General features: G+C 73.1%; 16 protein-coding genes. 4 read left to right on the top strand and 12 right to left on the bottom strand.

Features of this window, described 5'->3' with window-relative positions; all coding sequences use genetic code 11:
- Nucleotides 1-4 precede the first annotated feature (4 nt).
- On the top strand, nt 5-865 hold the full coding sequence (locus ACFHW0_RS24265; protein ID WP_416611096.1) for a hypothetical protein: 861 nt from the start codon (nt 5-7) through the stop codon (nt 863-865).
- Between the two features lie 189 nt (nt 866-1,054).
- On the top strand, nt 1,055-1,990 hold the full coding sequence (locus ACFHW0_RS24260; protein WP_121400220.1) for a phytanoyl-CoA dioxygenase family protein: 936 nt from the start codon (nt 1,055-1,057) through the stop codon (nt 1,988-1,990).
- A 72-nt stretch (nt 1,991-2,062) separates the two neighbouring features.
- On the opposite strand, the gene ACFHW0_RS24255 is transcribed toward ACFHW0_RS24260, so the two are convergent.
- From ACFHW0_RS24255 to ACFHW0_RS24220, 8 genes are all read right to left on the bottom strand, one after another.
- The gene (locus ACFHW0_RS24255) at nt 2,063-2,719 is read right to left on the bottom strand and encodes an MOSC domain-containing protein (RefSeq protein ID WP_416611094.1); all 657 of its coding nucleotides are present in this window, start codon (nt 2,717-2,719) and stop codon (nt 2,063-2,065) included.
- A gap of 97 nt (nt 2,720-2,816) precedes the next feature.
- A complete protein-coding gene (locus ACFHW0_RS24250; RefSeq protein ID WP_121400218.1) occupies nt 2,817-3,674 on the bottom strand; it encodes a carbohydrate ABC transporter permease in 858 nt (285 codons plus the stop codon).
- Nucleotides 3,671-4,657, bottom strand: coding sequence for a carbohydrate ABC transporter permease (locus tag ACFHW0_RS24245; RefSeq protein WP_416611092.1), 987 nt, complete (start codon nt 4,655-4,657; stop codon nt 3,671-3,673). The genes ACFHW0_RS24250 and ACFHW0_RS24245 overlap by 4 nt, the downstream gene beginning before the upstream one ends.
- Nucleotides 4,654-5,943, bottom strand: coding sequence for a sugar ABC transporter substrate-binding protein (locus tag ACFHW0_RS24240; protein WP_416611090.1), 1,290 nt, complete (start codon nt 5,941-5,943; stop codon nt 4,654-4,656). The genes ACFHW0_RS24245 and ACFHW0_RS24240 overlap by 4 nt, the downstream gene beginning before the upstream one ends.
- A 227-nt stretch (nt 5,944-6,170) precedes the next feature.
- Entirely contained in the window at nt 6,171-6,458 is a 288-nt protein-coding gene (locus ACFHW0_RS24235) for a GlsB/YeaQ/YmgE family stress response membrane protein (RefSeq protein ID WP_393112222.1), read from the bottom strand.
- Between the two features lie 270 nt (nt 6,459-6,728).
- Nucleotides 6,729-7,016, bottom strand: coding sequence for a GlsB/YeaQ/YmgE family stress response membrane protein (locus ACFHW0_RS24230; protein WP_393112222.1), 288 nt, complete (start codon nt 7,014-7,016; stop codon nt 6,729-6,731).
- 335 nt (nt 7,017-7,351) lie between these two features.
- Complete coding sequence (gene lepA / locus ACFHW0_RS24225; protein WP_416611088.1) at nt 7,352-9,229, bottom strand: translation elongation factor 4; 1,878 nt, start codon at nt 9,227-9,229, stop codon at nt 7,352-7,354.
- A gap of 170 nt (nt 9,230-9,399) precedes the next feature.
- Nucleotides 9,400-9,936: a DUF4240 domain-containing protein gene (locus ACFHW0_RS24220; protein ID WP_416611086.1), complete on the bottom strand. Its 537-nt coding sequence runs from the start codon at nt 9,934-9,936 to the stop codon at nt 9,400-9,402.
- A gap of 119 nt (nt 9,937-10,055) precedes the next feature.
- On the opposite strand from ACFHW0_RS24220, the gene ACFHW0_RS24215 reads away from it, so the two are divergent.
- Together ACFHW0_RS24215 and rpsT are read left to right on the top strand one after the other, a co-directional pair.
- Complete coding sequence (locus ACFHW0_RS24215; protein WP_416611084.1) at nt 10,056-11,042, top strand: phosphotransferase; 987 nt, start codon at nt 10,056-10,058, stop codon at nt 11,040-11,042.
- A 134-nt stretch (nt 11,043-11,176) separates the two neighbouring features.
- Complete coding sequence (gene rpsT, locus ACFHW0_RS24210) at nt 11,177-11,443, top strand: 30S ribosomal protein S20 (RefSeq protein ID WP_088998874.1); 267 nt, start codon at nt 11,177-11,179, stop codon at nt 11,441-11,443.
- A gap of 217 nt (nt 11,444-11,660) precedes the next feature.
- Here rpsT and ACFHW0_RS24205 read toward each other — a convergent pair whose 3' ends face one another.
- From ACFHW0_RS24205 to ACFHW0_RS24190, 4 genes are all read right to left on the bottom strand, one after another.
- Nucleotides 11,661-12,182: a hypothetical protein gene (locus ACFHW0_RS24205; RefSeq protein WP_416611083.1), complete on the bottom strand. Its 522-nt coding sequence runs from the start codon at nt 12,180-12,182 to the stop codon at nt 11,661-11,663.
- Nucleotides 12,179-13,159: a DNA polymerase III subunit delta gene (gene holA, locus ACFHW0_RS24200; RefSeq protein ID WP_416611081.1), complete on the bottom strand. Its 981-nt coding sequence runs from the start codon at nt 13,157-13,159 to the stop codon at nt 12,179-12,181. The genes ACFHW0_RS24205 and holA overlap by 4 nt, the downstream gene beginning before the upstream one ends.
- A gap of 123 nt (nt 13,160-13,282) precedes the next feature.
- On the bottom strand, nt 13,283-15,712 hold the full coding sequence (locus ACFHW0_RS24195) for a ComEC/Rec2 family competence protein (RefSeq protein ID WP_416611079.1): 2,430 nt from the start codon (nt 15,710-15,712) through the stop codon (nt 13,283-13,285).
- Entirely contained in the window at nt 15,709-16,629 is a 921-nt protein-coding gene (locus ACFHW0_RS24190; protein ID WP_416611077.1) for a helix-hairpin-helix domain-containing protein, read from the bottom strand. The genes ACFHW0_RS24195 and ACFHW0_RS24190 overlap by 4 nt, the downstream gene beginning before the upstream one ends.
- Nucleotides 16,630-16,933: the final 304 nt, after the last annotated feature.

The raw sequence follows: 16,933 nt of genomic DNA, 5'->3' as shown, positions 1-16,933 counted from the left end.
GGGGGTGTGGGTGCGTACTCGGGCAGTCGTGGCGGGCGGCGTCGTCCTCGTCGTCCTCGCCGCGGTCGGGATCTGGATCGTCATCCGGCAGATGGGCGGGCAGTTGCGCCTCCCCCTGGCCAGCCGGACCTGCACCGTGCAGGCGGACGGGCGGGTGGCCCTGGACCCTGACCAGATGGCCAACGCGGCGACGATCGCCGCCATCGGCATCCAGCGGAAGATGCCCGAGCGGGCCGTCGTCGTGGCGCTGGCCACCGCCTACCAGGAATCCGGCCTGCGCAACCTCGCCGGCGGCGACCGCGACTCGATCGGGCTGTTCCAGCAGCGCCCGAGCCAGGGTTGGGGCACCCCGGAGCAGATCCGCGACCCCCGCTACGCGGCCGGGAAGTTCTACGCCGGGCTGAAGAAGGTGCGCGGCTGGGAGCAGATGCGGGTCACCGACGCGGCGCAGAAGGTGCAGCGCTCGGCCTTCCCGGAGGCGTACCAGAAGTGGGCGGACGAGTCCGAGGTGCTGACCCGGGCCCTGGTCGGGCACGCCACCGGCGCGGTCGCCTGCACGGTGGGGCGCGACCCGGCGATGCGCGGCGAGGCCGCGGCGAGCGCGCTGACCCGCGGCCTCCTGCTGGACTGGGGCCTGGCCGACGCGAGCACCGCGGCGGACCTGACGGGCCTGACGGTCCCGGCCGCCGACGAGCGCCGGGGCTGGCGGTACGCACACTGGCTGGTCTCCCACGCCCAGGACCACGGCGTGAAGCGGGTGCGCTTCGGCGACCTGGAGTGGACGGCCCGCGACGGCACCTGGAACCGGACCGACGACACGCCGGCCAGCGGGCGGGTCGTCGCGGAGGTCTTCGCCGAGGCGTAGTGGCCCCCGATCTCCTTACCGGCAGTCACCGCGCAAACCGGCATTCCCGGCGATAACCTCCGGCACGCTCCACAGCTGTGACCAATCGTCACCGCGCCGCTCCCCAGAGTCCGGACAACGGTCGCATATCGTGCTGGGCAGTGTCCCGCCCCGGAACCAGCGGGTTACGATCGGCGGCCTGTGCCAGCAATGGTTTCGCCTCATGGGGAGGGGTACGTCGAGGTGTTCGACTACGGCGACCGGACCGGTTACGAACCGATCAGTGACACCGACCGCAAGGAGTTCCACGAGCAGGGCTTCCTCCTGCTGCGCAACGTGCTGACGGAGGACCACCGGGCGGCGCTGGAGGCGGCGGTGGACCGCGTCTACGCCGAGGAGAAGGCGAAGGGCACCACCACCAAGGACGGCACCCTGCACCTGCTGGGCTTCCTGGAGCGTGACGAGCTCTTCGGCGACCTGCTGACCCACCCGATCGCCTTCCCGTACATGTGGGGCCTGGCCGGCTGGAACATCTACACCCACCACAACCACCTGGACGTCACCCCGCCGGCGGCGGAGCCGGAGAAGCCCTACTGGGGGTGGCACCAGGACGGGTACCGGCAGAACTCCGACCCGGAGACGATGGACCCGAACCTGCCCCGGCCGATGTTCTCGCTCAAGGTGGCCTACGTCCTGTCCGACCTGTCGGAGAAGGGCCGGGGCGCCACCAAGGTGATCCCGGGCAGCCACCTGTGGAACTCGCTGCCCCGCCCGGAGGACACCTCCGTGCACAACCCGGACCCGGAGGGCACGGTGGAGATCACCGCCAACCCCGGTGACGCCTTCATCTTCGACCGCCGCCAGTGGCACTCGCGGTCGACCAACCTGTCGACCATCACCCGCAAGATGCTCTTCGTCGGCTACACCTACCGGTGGATCCGGCCGCTGGACGAGCTGCACATCGACAAGGACGGCGAGTGGTGGGCCAACCGCACGCCGGTGCAGCGCCAGCTCTGCGGTGAGGGCACCCACACCGCCAACTACTGGGGCATCAACTGGGACGGCTACATCGACGACGAGATCCCGCTGCGCAAGGAGCTCAAGCAGCGCGGTCTGCTCGACCGCAGCGTGCCCTGGCTGCGCTGAGCCGGTCACCCGGCGCGCGCCGGGCCGACGTCGGACGGGCCCCCTCCCCCACGGGACGGGGCCCGTTCCCGTTCACCCGCCCGCCGTCAGCTCCCGGCCGGCGAGCCGGCGGCGCGCCTTCTCCCGGAGCCCGTCCGGCAGGCCGGGCGCGTCGAGCAGCCGGGGCAGCAGCTCCGGCTCCAGTCTCAGGGCCCGGAACACCTCGCCGATCGTCACCCCGTGCGCGGGCCGGTCCACCACCTCGACCGGGTCCCCCGCGCCCACCTCCCCCTCGCGCAGCACCCGCAGGTACGCCCCGGGCGTCGCCCGCGCCGTGAACCGCTTGATCAGATCGGGCGCGCCCCAGAAGCCGGCGAAGGTGGTGCACGGCGTGCGCGGCTTGGTGACCTGGAGCAGCGCCGACCCGATCGCCCACTGCTCGCCGATCACGGCGCCCGTCACGTCCACCGCGTACGTGGTCAGGTTCTCCCCGAAGCCGCCGGGGCGGATGCTGCCGCCCATCTCCCCCGCCCACCAGGACGCGTCCTCCTCGGCGTACGCGTAGACCGCCTGGTCCGGGCCGCCGTGACGGGCACGTTCGCCGATGAAGTCGCCAACCACCCCGTCCGCGCGCAGCAGCACCGGGCCGTCGGCCGGCCGCTTGTCGATGCCGCTGCGACCGCTCGCGTCGCCCGCCCAATCCGCCTCGGTCACGCCCCCGAGGTTCACCGAAGCCAGCCTGCCCGTCATGGCGGTCAGCCTAGCCCGCGGCCGGGACGCCCTCCGACACGCGAGGGAAGGGCCCTCGTCGACGAGAGCCCTTCCTCGCATGGTCCTGGTGCGGGCGTCAGCCCTTGACGGCTCCGGCCACCAGCCCGGAGACCATCCGTCGCTGCACCAGCAGGAAGAAGACGATCACCGGCAGGGTGAACAGCGTGGAGGCGGCCATCACCGGACCCCAGGCGGTGTCGTCGCGGCCGAAGAAGAACGTCATCGCGACCGGCAGGGTGTAGCTCTCCTGGTCGTTGATGAAGGTCAGCGCGAAGATCAGCTCGTTCCAGGCGGTGATGAACGAGAAGATGCTCGTGGCCACCAGCCCGGGCGCCACCAGCGGGAAGAGGACCTTGCGGAAGGTCTGCGCCCGGCTGGCCCCGTCGATGGCGGCGGCCTCCTCCAACTCCTTGGGCACCGCGGCGACGAAGCCGCGCAGCATCCAGACCGCGAACGGCAGCGAGAAGCCGAGGTAGGTGAGGATCAGGCTGGGCAGGGTGTTGTAGAGCCCGAGCCGCTGGATCATCAGGAACAGCGGGATGACCAGCGCCTCCAGCGGGATCATCTGCACCACCAGCAGCATGATCAGGAAGGTGGTCCGCAGCTTGAACCGGAACCGGGCCACCGCGGTGGCGGCCAGCAGCGCCACCAGGCCGCTGAGCACCACGGTGGAGACCGCGACCAGCACGCTGTTGAGGAAGAAGTCGGCGAAGGTGACGCCCGGGATCAGGTTCCCGGTGAGGATCTGCCGGTAGTGCTCCAGGGTCGGCTCGGTGGGCACCGGCCGGGGGGTGGACGAGAAGATCTCCGAACTCGGCTTCAGCGAGGTCGCGATCATCCAGTAGACCGGGAACGCGGCGAAGAGCGCCACCAGCAGCCCCGCGCCGTTGAGCGCGAGCCGCTTCGCGCCCCCGCCGCCTCCGCGTCGCGTCACGCGTCCTCCTCCTGCTTGAGCACCATGCGGACGTAGAGGCCGGTCACCACCAGCAGGATCAGGGTGAGGATCACCGCGATCGCGGCGCCGAGACCGTACTTCGGCGGGGGCGAGAACGCCTCCGCGTACGAGTAGATGGAGAGCATGAACGTCGGCCGGTCCTGCGTGCCGCCGGCCAGCACGAACTGCTGGGTGAAGACCTTGAAGTCCCAGATCGTGGAGAGCACGACCAGGATCCCGAAGACCGGCCGCAGCAGCGGGAAGGTGATCTTCCAGAACACCTTCCACGGTCCGGCCCCGTCGACCCGGGCCGCCTCGTGCAGCTCGCTCGGCACGCTCTTCAGGCCCGCCAGCACGCTGACGGCGATGAACGGGAACGAGTGCCAGACCACCACCAGGGTCAGGATCGAGAAGAACAGCAGGGGCGAGTTGAACCAGCCGTAGCCGGTCCAGTCGCTGCGCCCGAAGATGCTCTGCGACAGCCCGTCGGGCAGCGCGTTGAACAGCCAGGTGACCAGGCCGCTGGTGTCGTCGAAGATCCACTTCCAGACGATCGTGCCGGTCAGCGCCGGGGTGGCCCAGGCGAGCATCACGCAGCTGGCCACGAAGGCGGCCATCCGTTTGCCGAGCCGGTTGAGCAGCAGCCCGACCAGGGTGCCCAGGACCATCGTGAGCGCGACGTTGGCCACGGCGAAGAGGACCGTGTTGCGCAGCACCGTCAGGAAGAACGGATCGCTGAGGATCTCGGCGTAGTTGCCGAGGCCCACCCACGGCCACTCGCGGTCGCCGCGCAGCTGTCGGACGTTGTTGAGCTGGTGGAAGGACATCACCACCACCTGGCCGAGCGGCCAGAGCAGCAGCACGCCGATGATCACCAGGCAGGGCAGGAGCAGCAGGTAGGGCAGGCGGTCCACCCGGCGACGCCGCCGCGCGGGGGTCTCCCGCGCGGCGGCCGTCTCCGGCGCCTCGGTCAGCGTGGTCACTTGGCGTTGAGGATGCTTTCCATCTCCGCGGCCGCGTCGGCGGTAGCCTTCTCGACCGTCTTCTGACCCTTCATGACCGAGCTGTTCATCGCCTGGGTCACCGTCTTGGTCCGGCTGACCTCGACCCACTTGGGGGTGAGCGGCGTGAGCTTGGTGTTCTGCATCGTGGTGGCGAACGCCGACATGATCTTGTCGTTGGCGTACTTGTCGCCGCCGACCAGGTCCTTGTAGACCGGGAAGAAGCCGAGGCTGTCGGCGAAGGCCTGGTCGTTCTTCTTGTTCAGCAGCACGGTCAGGTAGTCCCAGGCGAGGTCCTGCCGCTCGCTGTCCTTCCAGATCGCGACGTCGGAGCCGCCGGCGAAGCCGGGTGCCGCCTTGCCGTCGGGGCCGGGGATCGGGAACGTACCCCAGACCTTCTCGATTTCCGGGTTGTCCTTCTTGATCGCGCCCTGCTGCCAACTGCCGGCGAAGGCCATCGCCGCCTTGCCGGTGGCGAACTGCGTCCGGGCGTCGATCTCGTTCCAGCCCGCGGCGGCCGGCGGGGCCACCTTGTGCACGGTCACCAGGTCGGTCCAGAACTTGACGGCCTTCTGCGCCTCGGGTGTGTTGTAGCCGGACTTCCAGGAGCCGCCCTGCTGCGTCGCGATCTCCGCGCCGGCGCCCCACAGGAACGAGTAGAAGGGCAGCTCGGAGTTGCCCGGCAGCGCGATGCCGTAGGTGCCCGGCTTCTTGGCCTGCACGGTCTTGGCGGCGGAGACCAGTTCGTCCCAGTTGGTCGGCGGCTTCACGCCCGCCTCGGCGAACCAGTCGGTGCGGTAGTACATGCCCCGGACGCCGGCGTACCACGGGACGCCGTACTGCTTGCCGTCGAGCTGGGCGTTCTTGACCAGGTCGGGGAGGATGTCCTTGCCCTCGGTCCAGCCGTTCATCCGGTCGGTCACGTCGGCCAGCGCCTCCTGCGCCGCCCAGCCCTGGGTCTCGGTGTTGCCGAGCTCGGTGACGTCCGGCCCCTCGCCGCCGGCGAGCGCGGCCTGGAACTTCTTCGGCGCCTCGAGCCAGGGGATGTACTGGACCACCACGTCCGTGTCCGGGTGCTTCTGCCGGAACTCGGTCTCGACGCCGTCGAGGAACTTGGTCTGCGCCTCGCTGCCCTCGCCCATCATCCAGACCGTCAGCTTGCTGTTGTCGGCGGCCTTGTCGTCATCGGAGCCACCGCAACCGGCCAGGACCATCGCGGCCGAGGCCACGACGGCGGTGACCGGGGCCAGCCGCTTCCACCTGTTCACGCCACATCTCCCTCGCGCCGCTTGGCACTAACCTTCTCCGCCGCACCTTAGTAGGAAAAATTCCTTTACGACAGTGGGCGGTCGGCGAAAGAGAGGCGACGGTACCGCAGCGGATCGATCATGCACGGCCGGGCGCGGGGACGAACCCGGGCGCACCGAGACGATCGGGGCGCACGCGAACGGGCGCCCGACCTGTTCGGTCGGGCGCCCGTCGAGCGGTACGGGGATTACCGGTGGGTGACGCTGCGGCGACGACCCACACCGGCGACCAGCGCCACGGCGATCGCGGCCAGCACGACCTGGACCAGCAGCTCGCCCCAGTCGATGCCGGAAGTCTCGGTGGCGATACCCATCGCCCGCGCCAGCACGGTGCCCAGCAGCGCGGCGCCGACACCGATCAGCATGTGCAGCCACATCGGCATGTTCTGGCGGCCCGGCACGAGCAGGCGACCCAGAGCGCCGACAATGAGACCAACGATGAGCGCGGTGACGATGCCCCAAACGGTGAGCTCCATGTCGCCCTCCTCCTTGAGAAAGAATCAGTTCCACTGTCTGTGGTGTTCCTGTCGTGACCGCTAAGTTCCCGACCCGCCGAAAATCCAAACCGACTTTCCGGGGCACCGGTTCGACACATGTCCAGACCGGACTTCCGGCGCCGCCGCAGCACTGCCACGTCCGCCCGGGACCGGGCGGACGGACGCCCGGGCGTGGCCGCGAGGGGCCCCGGGCGGACGCGAAACGGGCGCCCGACCTGTTCGGTCGGACGCCCGTCGAGCGGTAGGGGATTACCGGTGGGTGACGCTGCGGCGACGACCCACACCGGCCACCAGGGCCACGGCGATCGCGGCCAGCACGACCTGGACCAGCAGCTCGCCCCAGTCGATGCCGGAAGTCTCGGTGGCGATACCCATCGCCCGCGCCAGCACGGTGCCCAGCAGCGCGGCGCCGACACCGATCAGCATGTGCAGCCACATCGGCATGTTCTGGCGGCCCGGCACGAGCAGGCGACCCAGAGCGCCGACGATAAGACCAACGATGAGCGCGGTGACGATGCCCCAAACGGTGAGCTCCACGTCGCCCTCCTCCTTCTAAAAGAATCAGTTCCCACTGTCCGTGGTGTTCCTGTCGTGACCGCTAAGTTCCCGACCCGCCGAAAACCCAAACCGGTCCGACCGGCGAGGACGACGTCGTACGTCAATGGCACATCGCGCGGCGATTGCCCCCGCGCGACCATCCGCGCAGGTGGCGCCCTTCCGTCCGGCGGTCGGAGCGCGGGGGCTGCGGGGCCGAAAAATTCCTTCGACGCGAACGGCCGACGCCCCGGCCGGGCGGGACCACCGAGGGTCCGCAGCCCGGCCGGGGCGCCGGCCGTCGTACGTCGTCATCCGCCGGACGCACCGGCGGCGGGTCACTTCTTGCCGGGGGCCTTGGCGTCGCCGGAGTCGGAGGAGAGCGCGGCGATGAAGGCCTCCTGGGGGACCTCCACCCGGCCCACCATCTTCATCCGCTTCTTGCCCTCCTTCTGCTTCTCCAGCAGCTTGCGCTTGCGGCTGATGTCACCGCCGTAGCACTTGGCGAGCACGTCCTTGCGGATCGCCCGGATGGTCTCCCGGGCGATCACCCGGCTGCCGATCGCCGCCTGGATCGGCACCTCGAACTGCTGGCGCGGGATCAGGTTGCGCAGCTTCGCCGCGATCGTGACGCCGTAGTTGTACGCCTTGTCCTTGTGCACGATCGCGCTGAACGCGTCGACCGGCTCGCCGTGCAGCAGGATGTCGACCTTCACCAGGTCGGACGCCTGCTCGCCGGAGGGCTCGTAGTCCAGCGAGGCGTAGCCCTTGGTGCGGCTCTTCAACTGGTCGAAGAAGTCGAAGATGATCTCCGCGAGGGGCAGCGTGTAGCGCAGTTCCACCCGGTCGGCGGAGAGGTAGTCCATGCCGAGCAGGCTGCCCCGGCGGCCCTGGCAGAGCTCCATCACCGCGCCGACGTAGTCGTTCGGGGTGAGCACCGTGGCGCGCACGACCGGCTCGTACACCTCGGCGATCTTGCCCGTGGGGTACTCGCTCGGGTTCGTCACGACGATCTCCTGGCCGTCCTCGGTGATGGCCCGGTAGACCACGTTCGGCGCGGTGGAGATGAGGTCGAGGTTGTACTCGCGTTCCAGCCGCTCCCGGATGATCTCCAGGTGCAGCAGGCCGAGGAAGCCGCAGCGGAAGCCGAAGCCGAGCGCGCCCGAGGTCTCCGGCTCGTAGTCGAGCGCGGCGTCGTTGAGCTTGAGCTTGTCCAGCGCCTCGCGCAGGTTGGGATAGTCGGAGCCGTCGATCGGGTAGAGGCCCGAGTAGACCATCGGCTTCGGGTCCTTGTAGCCGCCCAGGGCCTCCGTCGCCGGCCGGGAGTTGATGGTGATCGTGTCACCGACCCGGGACTGGCGGACGTCCTTCACGCCGGTGATCAGGTAACCCACCTCGCCGACGCCGAGGGCGTCGGCCTTCACCATCTCGGGCGAGATGACACCGATCTCCAGCAGCTCGTGCACGGCGGCCGTGGACATCATCTTGATCCGGTCGCGGGCGCTGATCCGCCCGTCGATGACCCGGACGTAGGTGACCACGCCCCGGTAGACGTCGTAGACCGAGTCGAAGATCATGGCGCGGGCGGGCGCCGCCGCGTCGCCGACCGGGGGCTTGAACTGCCGGACGATCTCGTCGAGCAGGTACGGCACGCCGTCGCCGGTCTTGCCGGAGACCCTGATGCAGTCCGCCGGGTCGCCACCGATGAGGTGCGCCAGCTCCTCGGCGTACTTCTCCGGCTGGGCGGCCGGCAGGTCGATCTTGTTGAGCACCGGGATGACGTGCAGGTCGTTCTCGAGCGCCAGGTAGAGGTTCGCCAGGGTCTGCGCCTCGATGCCCTGCGCGGCGTCGACCAGCAGGATCGCGCCCTCGCAGGCGGCCAGCGACCGGGACACCTCGTAGGTGAAGTCGACGTGGCCCGGGGTGTCGATCATGTTGAGCACGGCGGTCTCGCCGGCCCGGTCGCCCTCCCGGATGGTCCAGGGCATCCGGACGGCCTGGCTCTTGATCGTGATGCCGCGCTCGCGCTCGATGTCCATGCGGTCGAGGTACTGCGCACGCATCTGCCGGGGGTCGACCACGCCGGTGAGCTGCAACATCCGGTCGGCCAGGGTCGACTTCCCGTGGTCGATGTGGGCGATGATGCAGAAGTTCCGGATGCGCGCCGGGTCGGTGGAACCAGGAGCGTTCGCGCCGGAATCGAGCGTCGGTGGCACAGCGGTCCGTTCTGGTCGGCTGACGTGAGCGGGCCGGCACGACGCCGACCCCCTCTATGCTCCCACGTCGCCGCCGCGCGTCCGCTGTGCGGGCGATCCCCACCGCCGGGACCACCCCGCGAGGGCCGCCCCATCCCACCCCGCGCCCGGCGGCGGAGGGGCGAGCGGGGTCACTCGGCGGGCGGCTCGACGAAGAGGGCGGCGAGCTTCGGCAGCCGCCGCTTCGCCTCCTCCTCGTCGTCGAAGTCCCAGAAGTCGTTGAGGTCGGGCACCGGCGCCGGCTCCGGGTCCGCCGGCAGCTCGGCGGCGGTGACCCGGCGGTACGCGTCCCACGGGGCGGCCAGCATCTCGGCGGCCGAGAACTCCTCGCCGCTGAGCGAGGCCGCCCTGACCTGCGGCAGCCCGGCCAGCGAGTCCGGGTCGGCGACGGCGCGTGCGAACACCTCGCGGCCCTGGGTCATCAGCCAGCCCCGGAAGTGGTGGAAGCCCTCGTCGGACACGCCACCGTTGATCAGGTAGGCGGCGCCCCAGAGGTCGACCCTGTGCGAGGCGGACAGCACCCGTGCCTGGTGGCGGGCGTACCCGACGATGTCCTCCGGGTCGCGCTCGGCGAGCAGGGCGACGGCCCGCGCGGCGACCGCGTGCGGCTCTCCCCCGCCGCCGGCCCGGGCCCGGTCGATCAACTGCCAGAAGTCGTCGGTCCTCATGGCCTGGCAGTCTGGCAGACCGCGCCCCCGCCCCCGCCCCGCCACGGCAGGCCCGGCGGGTCGCGGCCCTCGGAGGCGGTGGCGGTGCGGCCCGACCCGCCGCCCGGCAGCATGGTGGCGTGACCCCGACGTCCCCGCCGCCCGTGCCCTACCACGCGACCGCCCGCCGGCCGGAGTGGGCGACGCTGCCGGCGGCGCTGCGTGCCGCCGTCGGCGACCGGCTCGGCGCGCCCGTGGTCGCGGCCCGGGTCGCCGGCGCCGGCTTCACCCGCGGCTTCGCCGCCGTGCTCCGCACCGCCGCCGGGGGCCGGGCCTTCGTCAAGGCCGCCGCCACCGCCGAGCAACCGCGACTGGTCGACTGGTACGCCCGGGAGGCCGCCATCCTCGACCGGCTGCCGGACGGGCTGCCGGCGCCCCGCCCCCGGTGGACGCTGTACGAGGCCGGCTGGTTCGCGCTCTGCCTGGACGCCGTCGACGGGCACACCCCCCGGCTGCCCTGGGATCCCGCCGAGCTGACCGCGACCCTGACCGGGTACGCCGACGTCGTCGCCGCGCTGGCCGACGCCCCGGCCGGGCTGTGCGAACTCGGGCTGCCCCACCTCGCCGACCTGGCCCGGGACGACATCCTCTGGTGGGGCGAGGTGGCCGCCGGCCGGGAGCCGGCACCGCCGCTGCCCGCGCCGGTCCGGGACCGCCTGCCCGACCTCGTCGCGCTGGAGTCCCTTCTCCCGGCGTACGCCGCCGGCGCGACCGGTCTGATCCACGGCGACCTGCGGCTGGACAACGTGCTGATCGACGGGGCGGGGCGGGCCTGGTTCTGCGACTGGACGTGGCTCTGCCAGGGCCCGGCCTGGTTCGACCTGGTGACCCTGCTGCTCACCGCGTACGCCGACGGCCTGGACGCCGACGCGCTCTTCGCCCGGCACCCGGCATCGGCGGGCGCGCCTCCCGACGCGCTGGACGCCGCCCTCGCCGCCCTGTCCGGCTACTTCCTCACCACCGCCGCCGCGACGCCCGGGACCGCGTCGCCGCACCTCCCGGCGCACCAGCGGTGGAGCGGCGAGCAGGCACTCGGCTGGCTCGCCCGCCGGCAGGGCTGGACCTGACCGGACCGGGGCGGGGACCGAGCCGTTTTGGCTCGTCCCGGGCGACCTGGTAACCTGGCTCTTCGCGCAGCGATGACGCATGCTCGTCGCGCGCGGAAGCAGACCAACCCGAGCTATCAAGACGAGGCTGTCGCGTGGCGAACATCAAGTCCCAGATCAAGCGCAACCGGCAGAACGAGAAGCGCCGGCTGCGTAACAAGTCGGTCAAGTCGTCGCTGAAGACCGCCGTCCGGAAGTTCAACGAGGCTGCTGAGGCCGGTGACGTCGAGAAGGCCACCATCCTCATGCGTGACGCCTCGCGCAAGCTGGACAAGGCGGTCAGCAAGGGCGTGATCCACTCGAACCAGGCCGCGAACCGCAAGTCCGCGATCGCCAAGCGCGTGGTGTCGCTCTCCGCCTGACGAGGCGACCTCAGACCTGACCGGAAGCCCCGGGGCACGTCCCGGGGCTTCCGGCTGTCTGCCGTACCACGTTCCGCACCACCACCCGGCCGGGGCCCCCTCCGCCGGGTTCTCGTCGTCGCCGGCTCCCAGGGGCACGAGCAACGCCTGCCGTTTCCCCTTTCAACGGCTGAACCGGGCGACCCGCAGAAAGCGGCTGGCGGTTGGCGACTGATCGTCAGCCCAGCGGATCGGGGTGGGCACGCTGCGGGCCGAACTCGGTGTCGGCGCGAGCGGCGCCCCGTTCCCCCGTGCCGTGCTGCGGGTCCAGGTGCGCCTGCCGGTCGCGTACGACCCGCGCGGCGCGCGGCATCGGCGACGCCGTGACGACGACGCCCGGCACGGTGGGCGCTACCCAGTCGACCCTGGCCCGCCCGACCACCGGCTCCATCTGTCGGCGGAAGCGGTCCCGTTCCTGCTCGGGCACGAGGGCGGCGGACCGGACCACCATCGCGGCGACCATGTCGTTGAGCTTCACCATCGCGGCCACCGTGGCGGGCAGGATGAGCACCGCCCACCAGGTGACCAGCTCGGCGAGGGCGAGCAGCGCGGCGAGCGCGACGGCGCCCTCGAAGAAGAGGAAGCAGAGCACCCCGCCCGGGTTGACGAAGCGCAGCCGGAGCAGGCGCGCGTAGAGCGGCCGGTACCGCTCCTCGTCGGCGGGGATCGTGGCCCACGAGCCGCGGGGTGCTCCGCTCACCGGGCGCCACCCTGCCGGGCGGCGGCGACCGAGAACACGGCCCGCTCCAGCGCGTACGCGCGGTCGTCCGAGCCGCCCTTGACGGCCGCGTTGCACTCGGCCGCGGCCCGCATCGCCCGGACCAGCCCCTCCGGCGTCCAGCCACGGGCCCGCTGCTGAGCGGACCTGATCTTCCACGCCGGCATGCCGAGGGTGCTCGCCAACTGGAAGGGGTCGCCCCGACCGGCGGCGGCGACCCGGGCCACGGTGCGGACGCCGTCGGCGATCGCGTCGGCGATCGGTACCGGGTCGACCCCCACGTGCAGCGCCCAGCGCAGCGCCTCCAGCGCCCCCGGCACGTCGCCCACCATGGCGGCGTCGGCCACGGTGAAGCCGGTCACCTCGACCCGGCCCCGGTAGTAGCGGGAGACCGTGTCGGCGTCGATGCGCCCGTCGGTGTCGGCCATCAGCTGGGAGCACGCGGCGGCCAGCTCGCGCAGGTCGTTGCCGACCGCCGCGATGAGCGCCTCGGCCGCGTCGTCGGTGCACTTCCCGCCGGCCCGGCGGATCTCGTCGCGGACGAAGGCCACCCGGTCGCGGTGCCCCTTGAGCTTGGCCGCCGGCACCACCGTCGCGCCGGCCGCCTTCAGCCCGTCGGCGAACGCCTTGCCCTTGGTCCCGCCGAGGTGCAGCACGATCAGCTGCACGTCCGGGTCGGGGTTCTTCGCGTACGCCAGCAGGGCCGCCACCAGGTCCTTGCGGGCGTCCTGGCCGGCGCGCAGCACCAGCACCCGGCGCCCGCCGAAGAGGGACGGGCTGAGCATCTCGGCGATCTCGCCGACGACGAGGGCACCGGCCTGGTATTCGCGGACGTCCACGTCGGGGTCGACGCTGCGGGCCTTCGCCACGGCTTCGGTGACCGCGCGCGTGGCGAGCAGCTCCTCGTCGCCGAGGACGAGCAGAATAGGAGCGAGGCTGGCGGCGGTCACGCCGCCCATATTCGCACGGCCGGCGGCCGGATCCAGTCTGCTCGTCGGCACTGCGGGTGCGGAGCCCGCACTCAGCGCAAATCCAGACATTTATCTCAGTCCACCGCTAAAGCCGATAATCGGCGTCGATTCCTACCGTTGTCGGCCCGGCGGCGTGCCGCGCGTCACCACTCCGAGACCGGCCCGGCCGAGCACCGCCGCCACGTCCCCGTCCGTGTCGGTACGCAGCACCCGCGCCCCGCCCCGGGCCAGCCGCCCGAGCACCGCCGGATTGGGATGCCCGTAGGTGTTGCCCGTCCCCACCGGCACCAGAGCGACCACGGGACGCACCGCGTCCAGGAAGGCCGGGTCCTGGTAGGCCGACCCGTGGTGCGCGACCTTCAGCACCTCGGCCCGCACGCCGCCCGGCCCCGTGTCGTCCAGCAGGGCCCGCTGCTCCTCGGTCTCGGCGTCCCCGGCGAGCAGGATCCGTACGCCGGAGACGGTGGCGAGCAGCATCAGCGAGTTGTTGTTGGGATCCGACCTGGTGCCGCGCAGCGGACGGGGCGGGCCGATGACGGTGAACTCGACGCCACCCTCCCGGTACCGCCAGCCGGCCGCGCCCGCCACCACCTCGACGGAGTGCGCCGCGGCCTCGGCGAGGACCAGCTCCCGCCCGGCGGCGGGCTCCGGCCACTGCGGGGTGAGCACCGCGCCCACCGGTCGGCCCCGGAACACGCCCGCCACGCCGCCCGTGTGGTCGACGTGGAAGTGGCTGACCACCAGCAGCGCGACCTCCCGTACGCCCAGCCGGCGCAGGCAGCCGTCCGCCGCCCCCGGGTCCGGCCCGGCGTCGACCACCACCGCCCGGCCGGCCGCCACCGGCAGCACGACGGTGTCGCCCTGGCCGACCGCGCAGGCGGCGACCACCCAGCCCGCCGGGGGCCAGCCGGGGGCGGCCAGCCGCACCGGCAGCGTGCCGGCCACCACGGCGACGACGACCACCGCCACCAGCCGGCGGACCACCGGGTGCCGGGTGGCCACCAGCAGCGCGACGGTCAGACCGGCCAGCAGCAGGGCCCCCGTCACCCCGCCCGGCCACGGCAGCGTGCCCGCCGGCAGCCGCGCGCCCTGCCGCGCCACCACGACCAGCCACCAGGCCGGCCAGCTGGCCAACCACGCGACGAACTCCGCCCCGGCCGGCCAGACGGGCGACACCGCCGCCGCCAGCACCCCGAGCACCGTGGCGGGCGCGATGGCCGGCACCGCGAGCAGGTTCGCCGGCACGGCGACCAGGCTCACCGTGCCCGAGATCCCGGCCACCACCGGGGCGCAGGCGAGCTGCGCGGCCGCCGGCACGGCCAGCGCCTCGGCGAGCCCGGCCGGCACCCCTCGACGACGCAGCCCGTCGCGCCACCTCGGGGCGAGCAGCAGCAGACCGCCGGTGGCCAGCACGGAGAGCGCGAAGCCGGCGTCGCCGGCCAGCTCCGGGTCGACCAGCACCAGCACGGCCACCCCGGCGGAGAGGGCGGGCAGCGCCGCGCGGGGACGCCCGGCAGCCAACGCCGCCAGCCCGATGGCGCCCATGGTGGCGGCGCGTACCACGCTCGGCGAGGGACGGACCAGGATGACGAAGCCGACCAGGGCCAGCCCGCAGATCCCGGCGGCCAGCCAGGGCCCGGCCCGCGCCCAGCGGGCCAGCAGCAGCACGGCGCCGACGACGATGGCCACGTTGGAGCCGGAGACGGCGTTCAGGTGGGTCATGCCGGTGGCGAGGAAGTCCTCCTCCACGGCGGACGGCAGCCGGCTCGTGTCCCCGACCACCAGACCGGGCAGCAGCCCACCCTGCTCGTCGGGAAGCGGCGCACAGGCGCGTTGCAGACCGGCACGCAGCGACCCGGCGGCCCGCTGCGACGACGGGGCCGCCCCCTGCGGCGCCGGCGGTCCGGCCGCGCTCAGTACCGCCGCGGTCAGGTCGCCGCCGCGCGGGGCGGCGAGCCGCCCTTCGGCGGTCAGCCGCTGCCCGGGCAGCAGCCCCCGCCAGCCGGGATCGGTGGCCAGGACCAGCACGCGGGCCGGCGCCGCGATCCGCCGCCCGTCCGGGCCGGTGAACCGGGTCAGCTCGGCCGGCACGAGCAGGGTGGCCGGGCGCCCGGCGGCGCCGCGTACGGGGCGGGGATCGTCGCGGACGACCAGTTCGGCGGTGACGAGGGCCCGTTCCTCGACCAGGGCGCGCACCGGTCCGGCGTCGCGGACGGACAGCCGCGCGGCCGTGGCCGTCGCACCGCAGACCACGCCCAGCAGCACGGCGACGGCGATCCAGCCGTACCGCCGGGTCGGGGCGGCCGGCCGCCCGAGGACGCCGGCCAGGTGCAGCCCGCCCAGCCCTGCCGCCCCGGCGGCCACCGCCGCCAGCAGCAGGGTCCCGCCGACGGTCAGGTGCAGCCCGGCCAGCGCGGCGAGCCAGGTCGCCACCGCCAGGCCGGCCAGCCGCAGGTCGACGGCCGCCGCGACCCGCTCGCCCCCGGCGTCGACGCCGGCGGTCCCGGGGCCGGACGGGCCGGGCACGACGCGCGCCGTCACACCGTCACCAGGTCCTTGAGCTGCTCGTAGCGGGCGTCGCCGATGCCGTCGACCTGGCGCAGGTCTCCGACCGAGCGGAACCCGCCCTGCTGGTCGCGGTGGGCGAGGATGCGCTGGGCGAGCACCGGGCCGACGCCCGGCAGCGCGTCGAGCTGCGCGAGGGTCGCGGTGTTGAGGTTGAGTCGGCCACCCGAGCCGGGTGCCCCCGGCGCGCCGCCGGCAGCCGCCCCGGGCGGGGGTGCCGCGCCCGGTGGGGCCGCGACGCCGACCAGGATCAGCTCCCCGTCGGTGACCTTCCGGGCCGGGTTGAGCAGGGCCACGTCCACCCCCGGCAGCGCTCCGCCGGCAGCCTCCACGGCGTCGGCGACCCGCGCGCCGGCCGGCACCCGGACCAGCCCGGGGCGGCGTACCTTGCCGGCGACCGCGACGACCAGCTCGCCGGCAGGCGTGGCGGCCGGTTCCGCGAGGCCGGTCACCGCCGCATCGGACGCCCCGGCGGTGGCCACCGGGCGGACCGGCTCGGCCTGCGGCCGGGACCGCCAGGCCCAGAAGCCGGCCCCGAGCACCACCACGACGGCGACGACGGCCAGCGCGCGCACCCCTCGCCGCCCGGGGTCGAACGCCCCGGGCCCCGGCAACCGGGACGCCACACCGGCCTCGGGGGCGCGGGCCGGCGGGTCGGGTTCCGGCGGCCCCGCCGCGCCGACGGGGGACGACGCCGGTGTGCGGGGTGGCGACGGGACCGGCTCCGACACCCCGGTCAGGCCCGGATGGTCGACGGACAGCCCGACGGGTTCGCCGGACCATCCCACGGGATCGGCCGACCTTCCCGGGTGCGCCCGCGGAGCGGTCGACGGCCGGCCCGCCACCAGCCGGCGCAGTCGTTCCCGGACCACCGTCTCCTCGTCGTCTGACACGAGGCGAGGCTAGGTCCGCGACGACGGGACGCGGGGCCGGTCGGCGCCCGGCTGTGGACGGCGGGGCTGCCTGTGGACAACCGCCTGATCAAGGGGCCGATGTGCTAGAGCGCCGAACAGCCGCAGGTCAGCGCGCCTCCGGGTCCGGCCCGTTCCCTGGCGGCAGGACCGCCCCTGCCCGCCGGTCCGACGCCGCTTCGCTACCGCCCCGCCCGGCGGGGCAGCTCGACAGGCCTCCGTCGGCGCGGGATCGTCGCAGGCGGCCCCGGCGTACCCGGACGGGCGCGGGGCCTGCCGGGTCGAC

The sequence above is a fragment of the Micromonospora sp. LOL_025 genome, from assembly GCF_048060285.1.
Lineage (GTDB): Bacteria > Actinomycetota > Actinomycetes > Mycobacteriales > Micromonosporaceae > Micromonospora.
The sequence above is the reverse complement of the archived record's forward strand: the minus strand, read 5'-3'. Positions and strand labels throughout refer to the sequence as shown.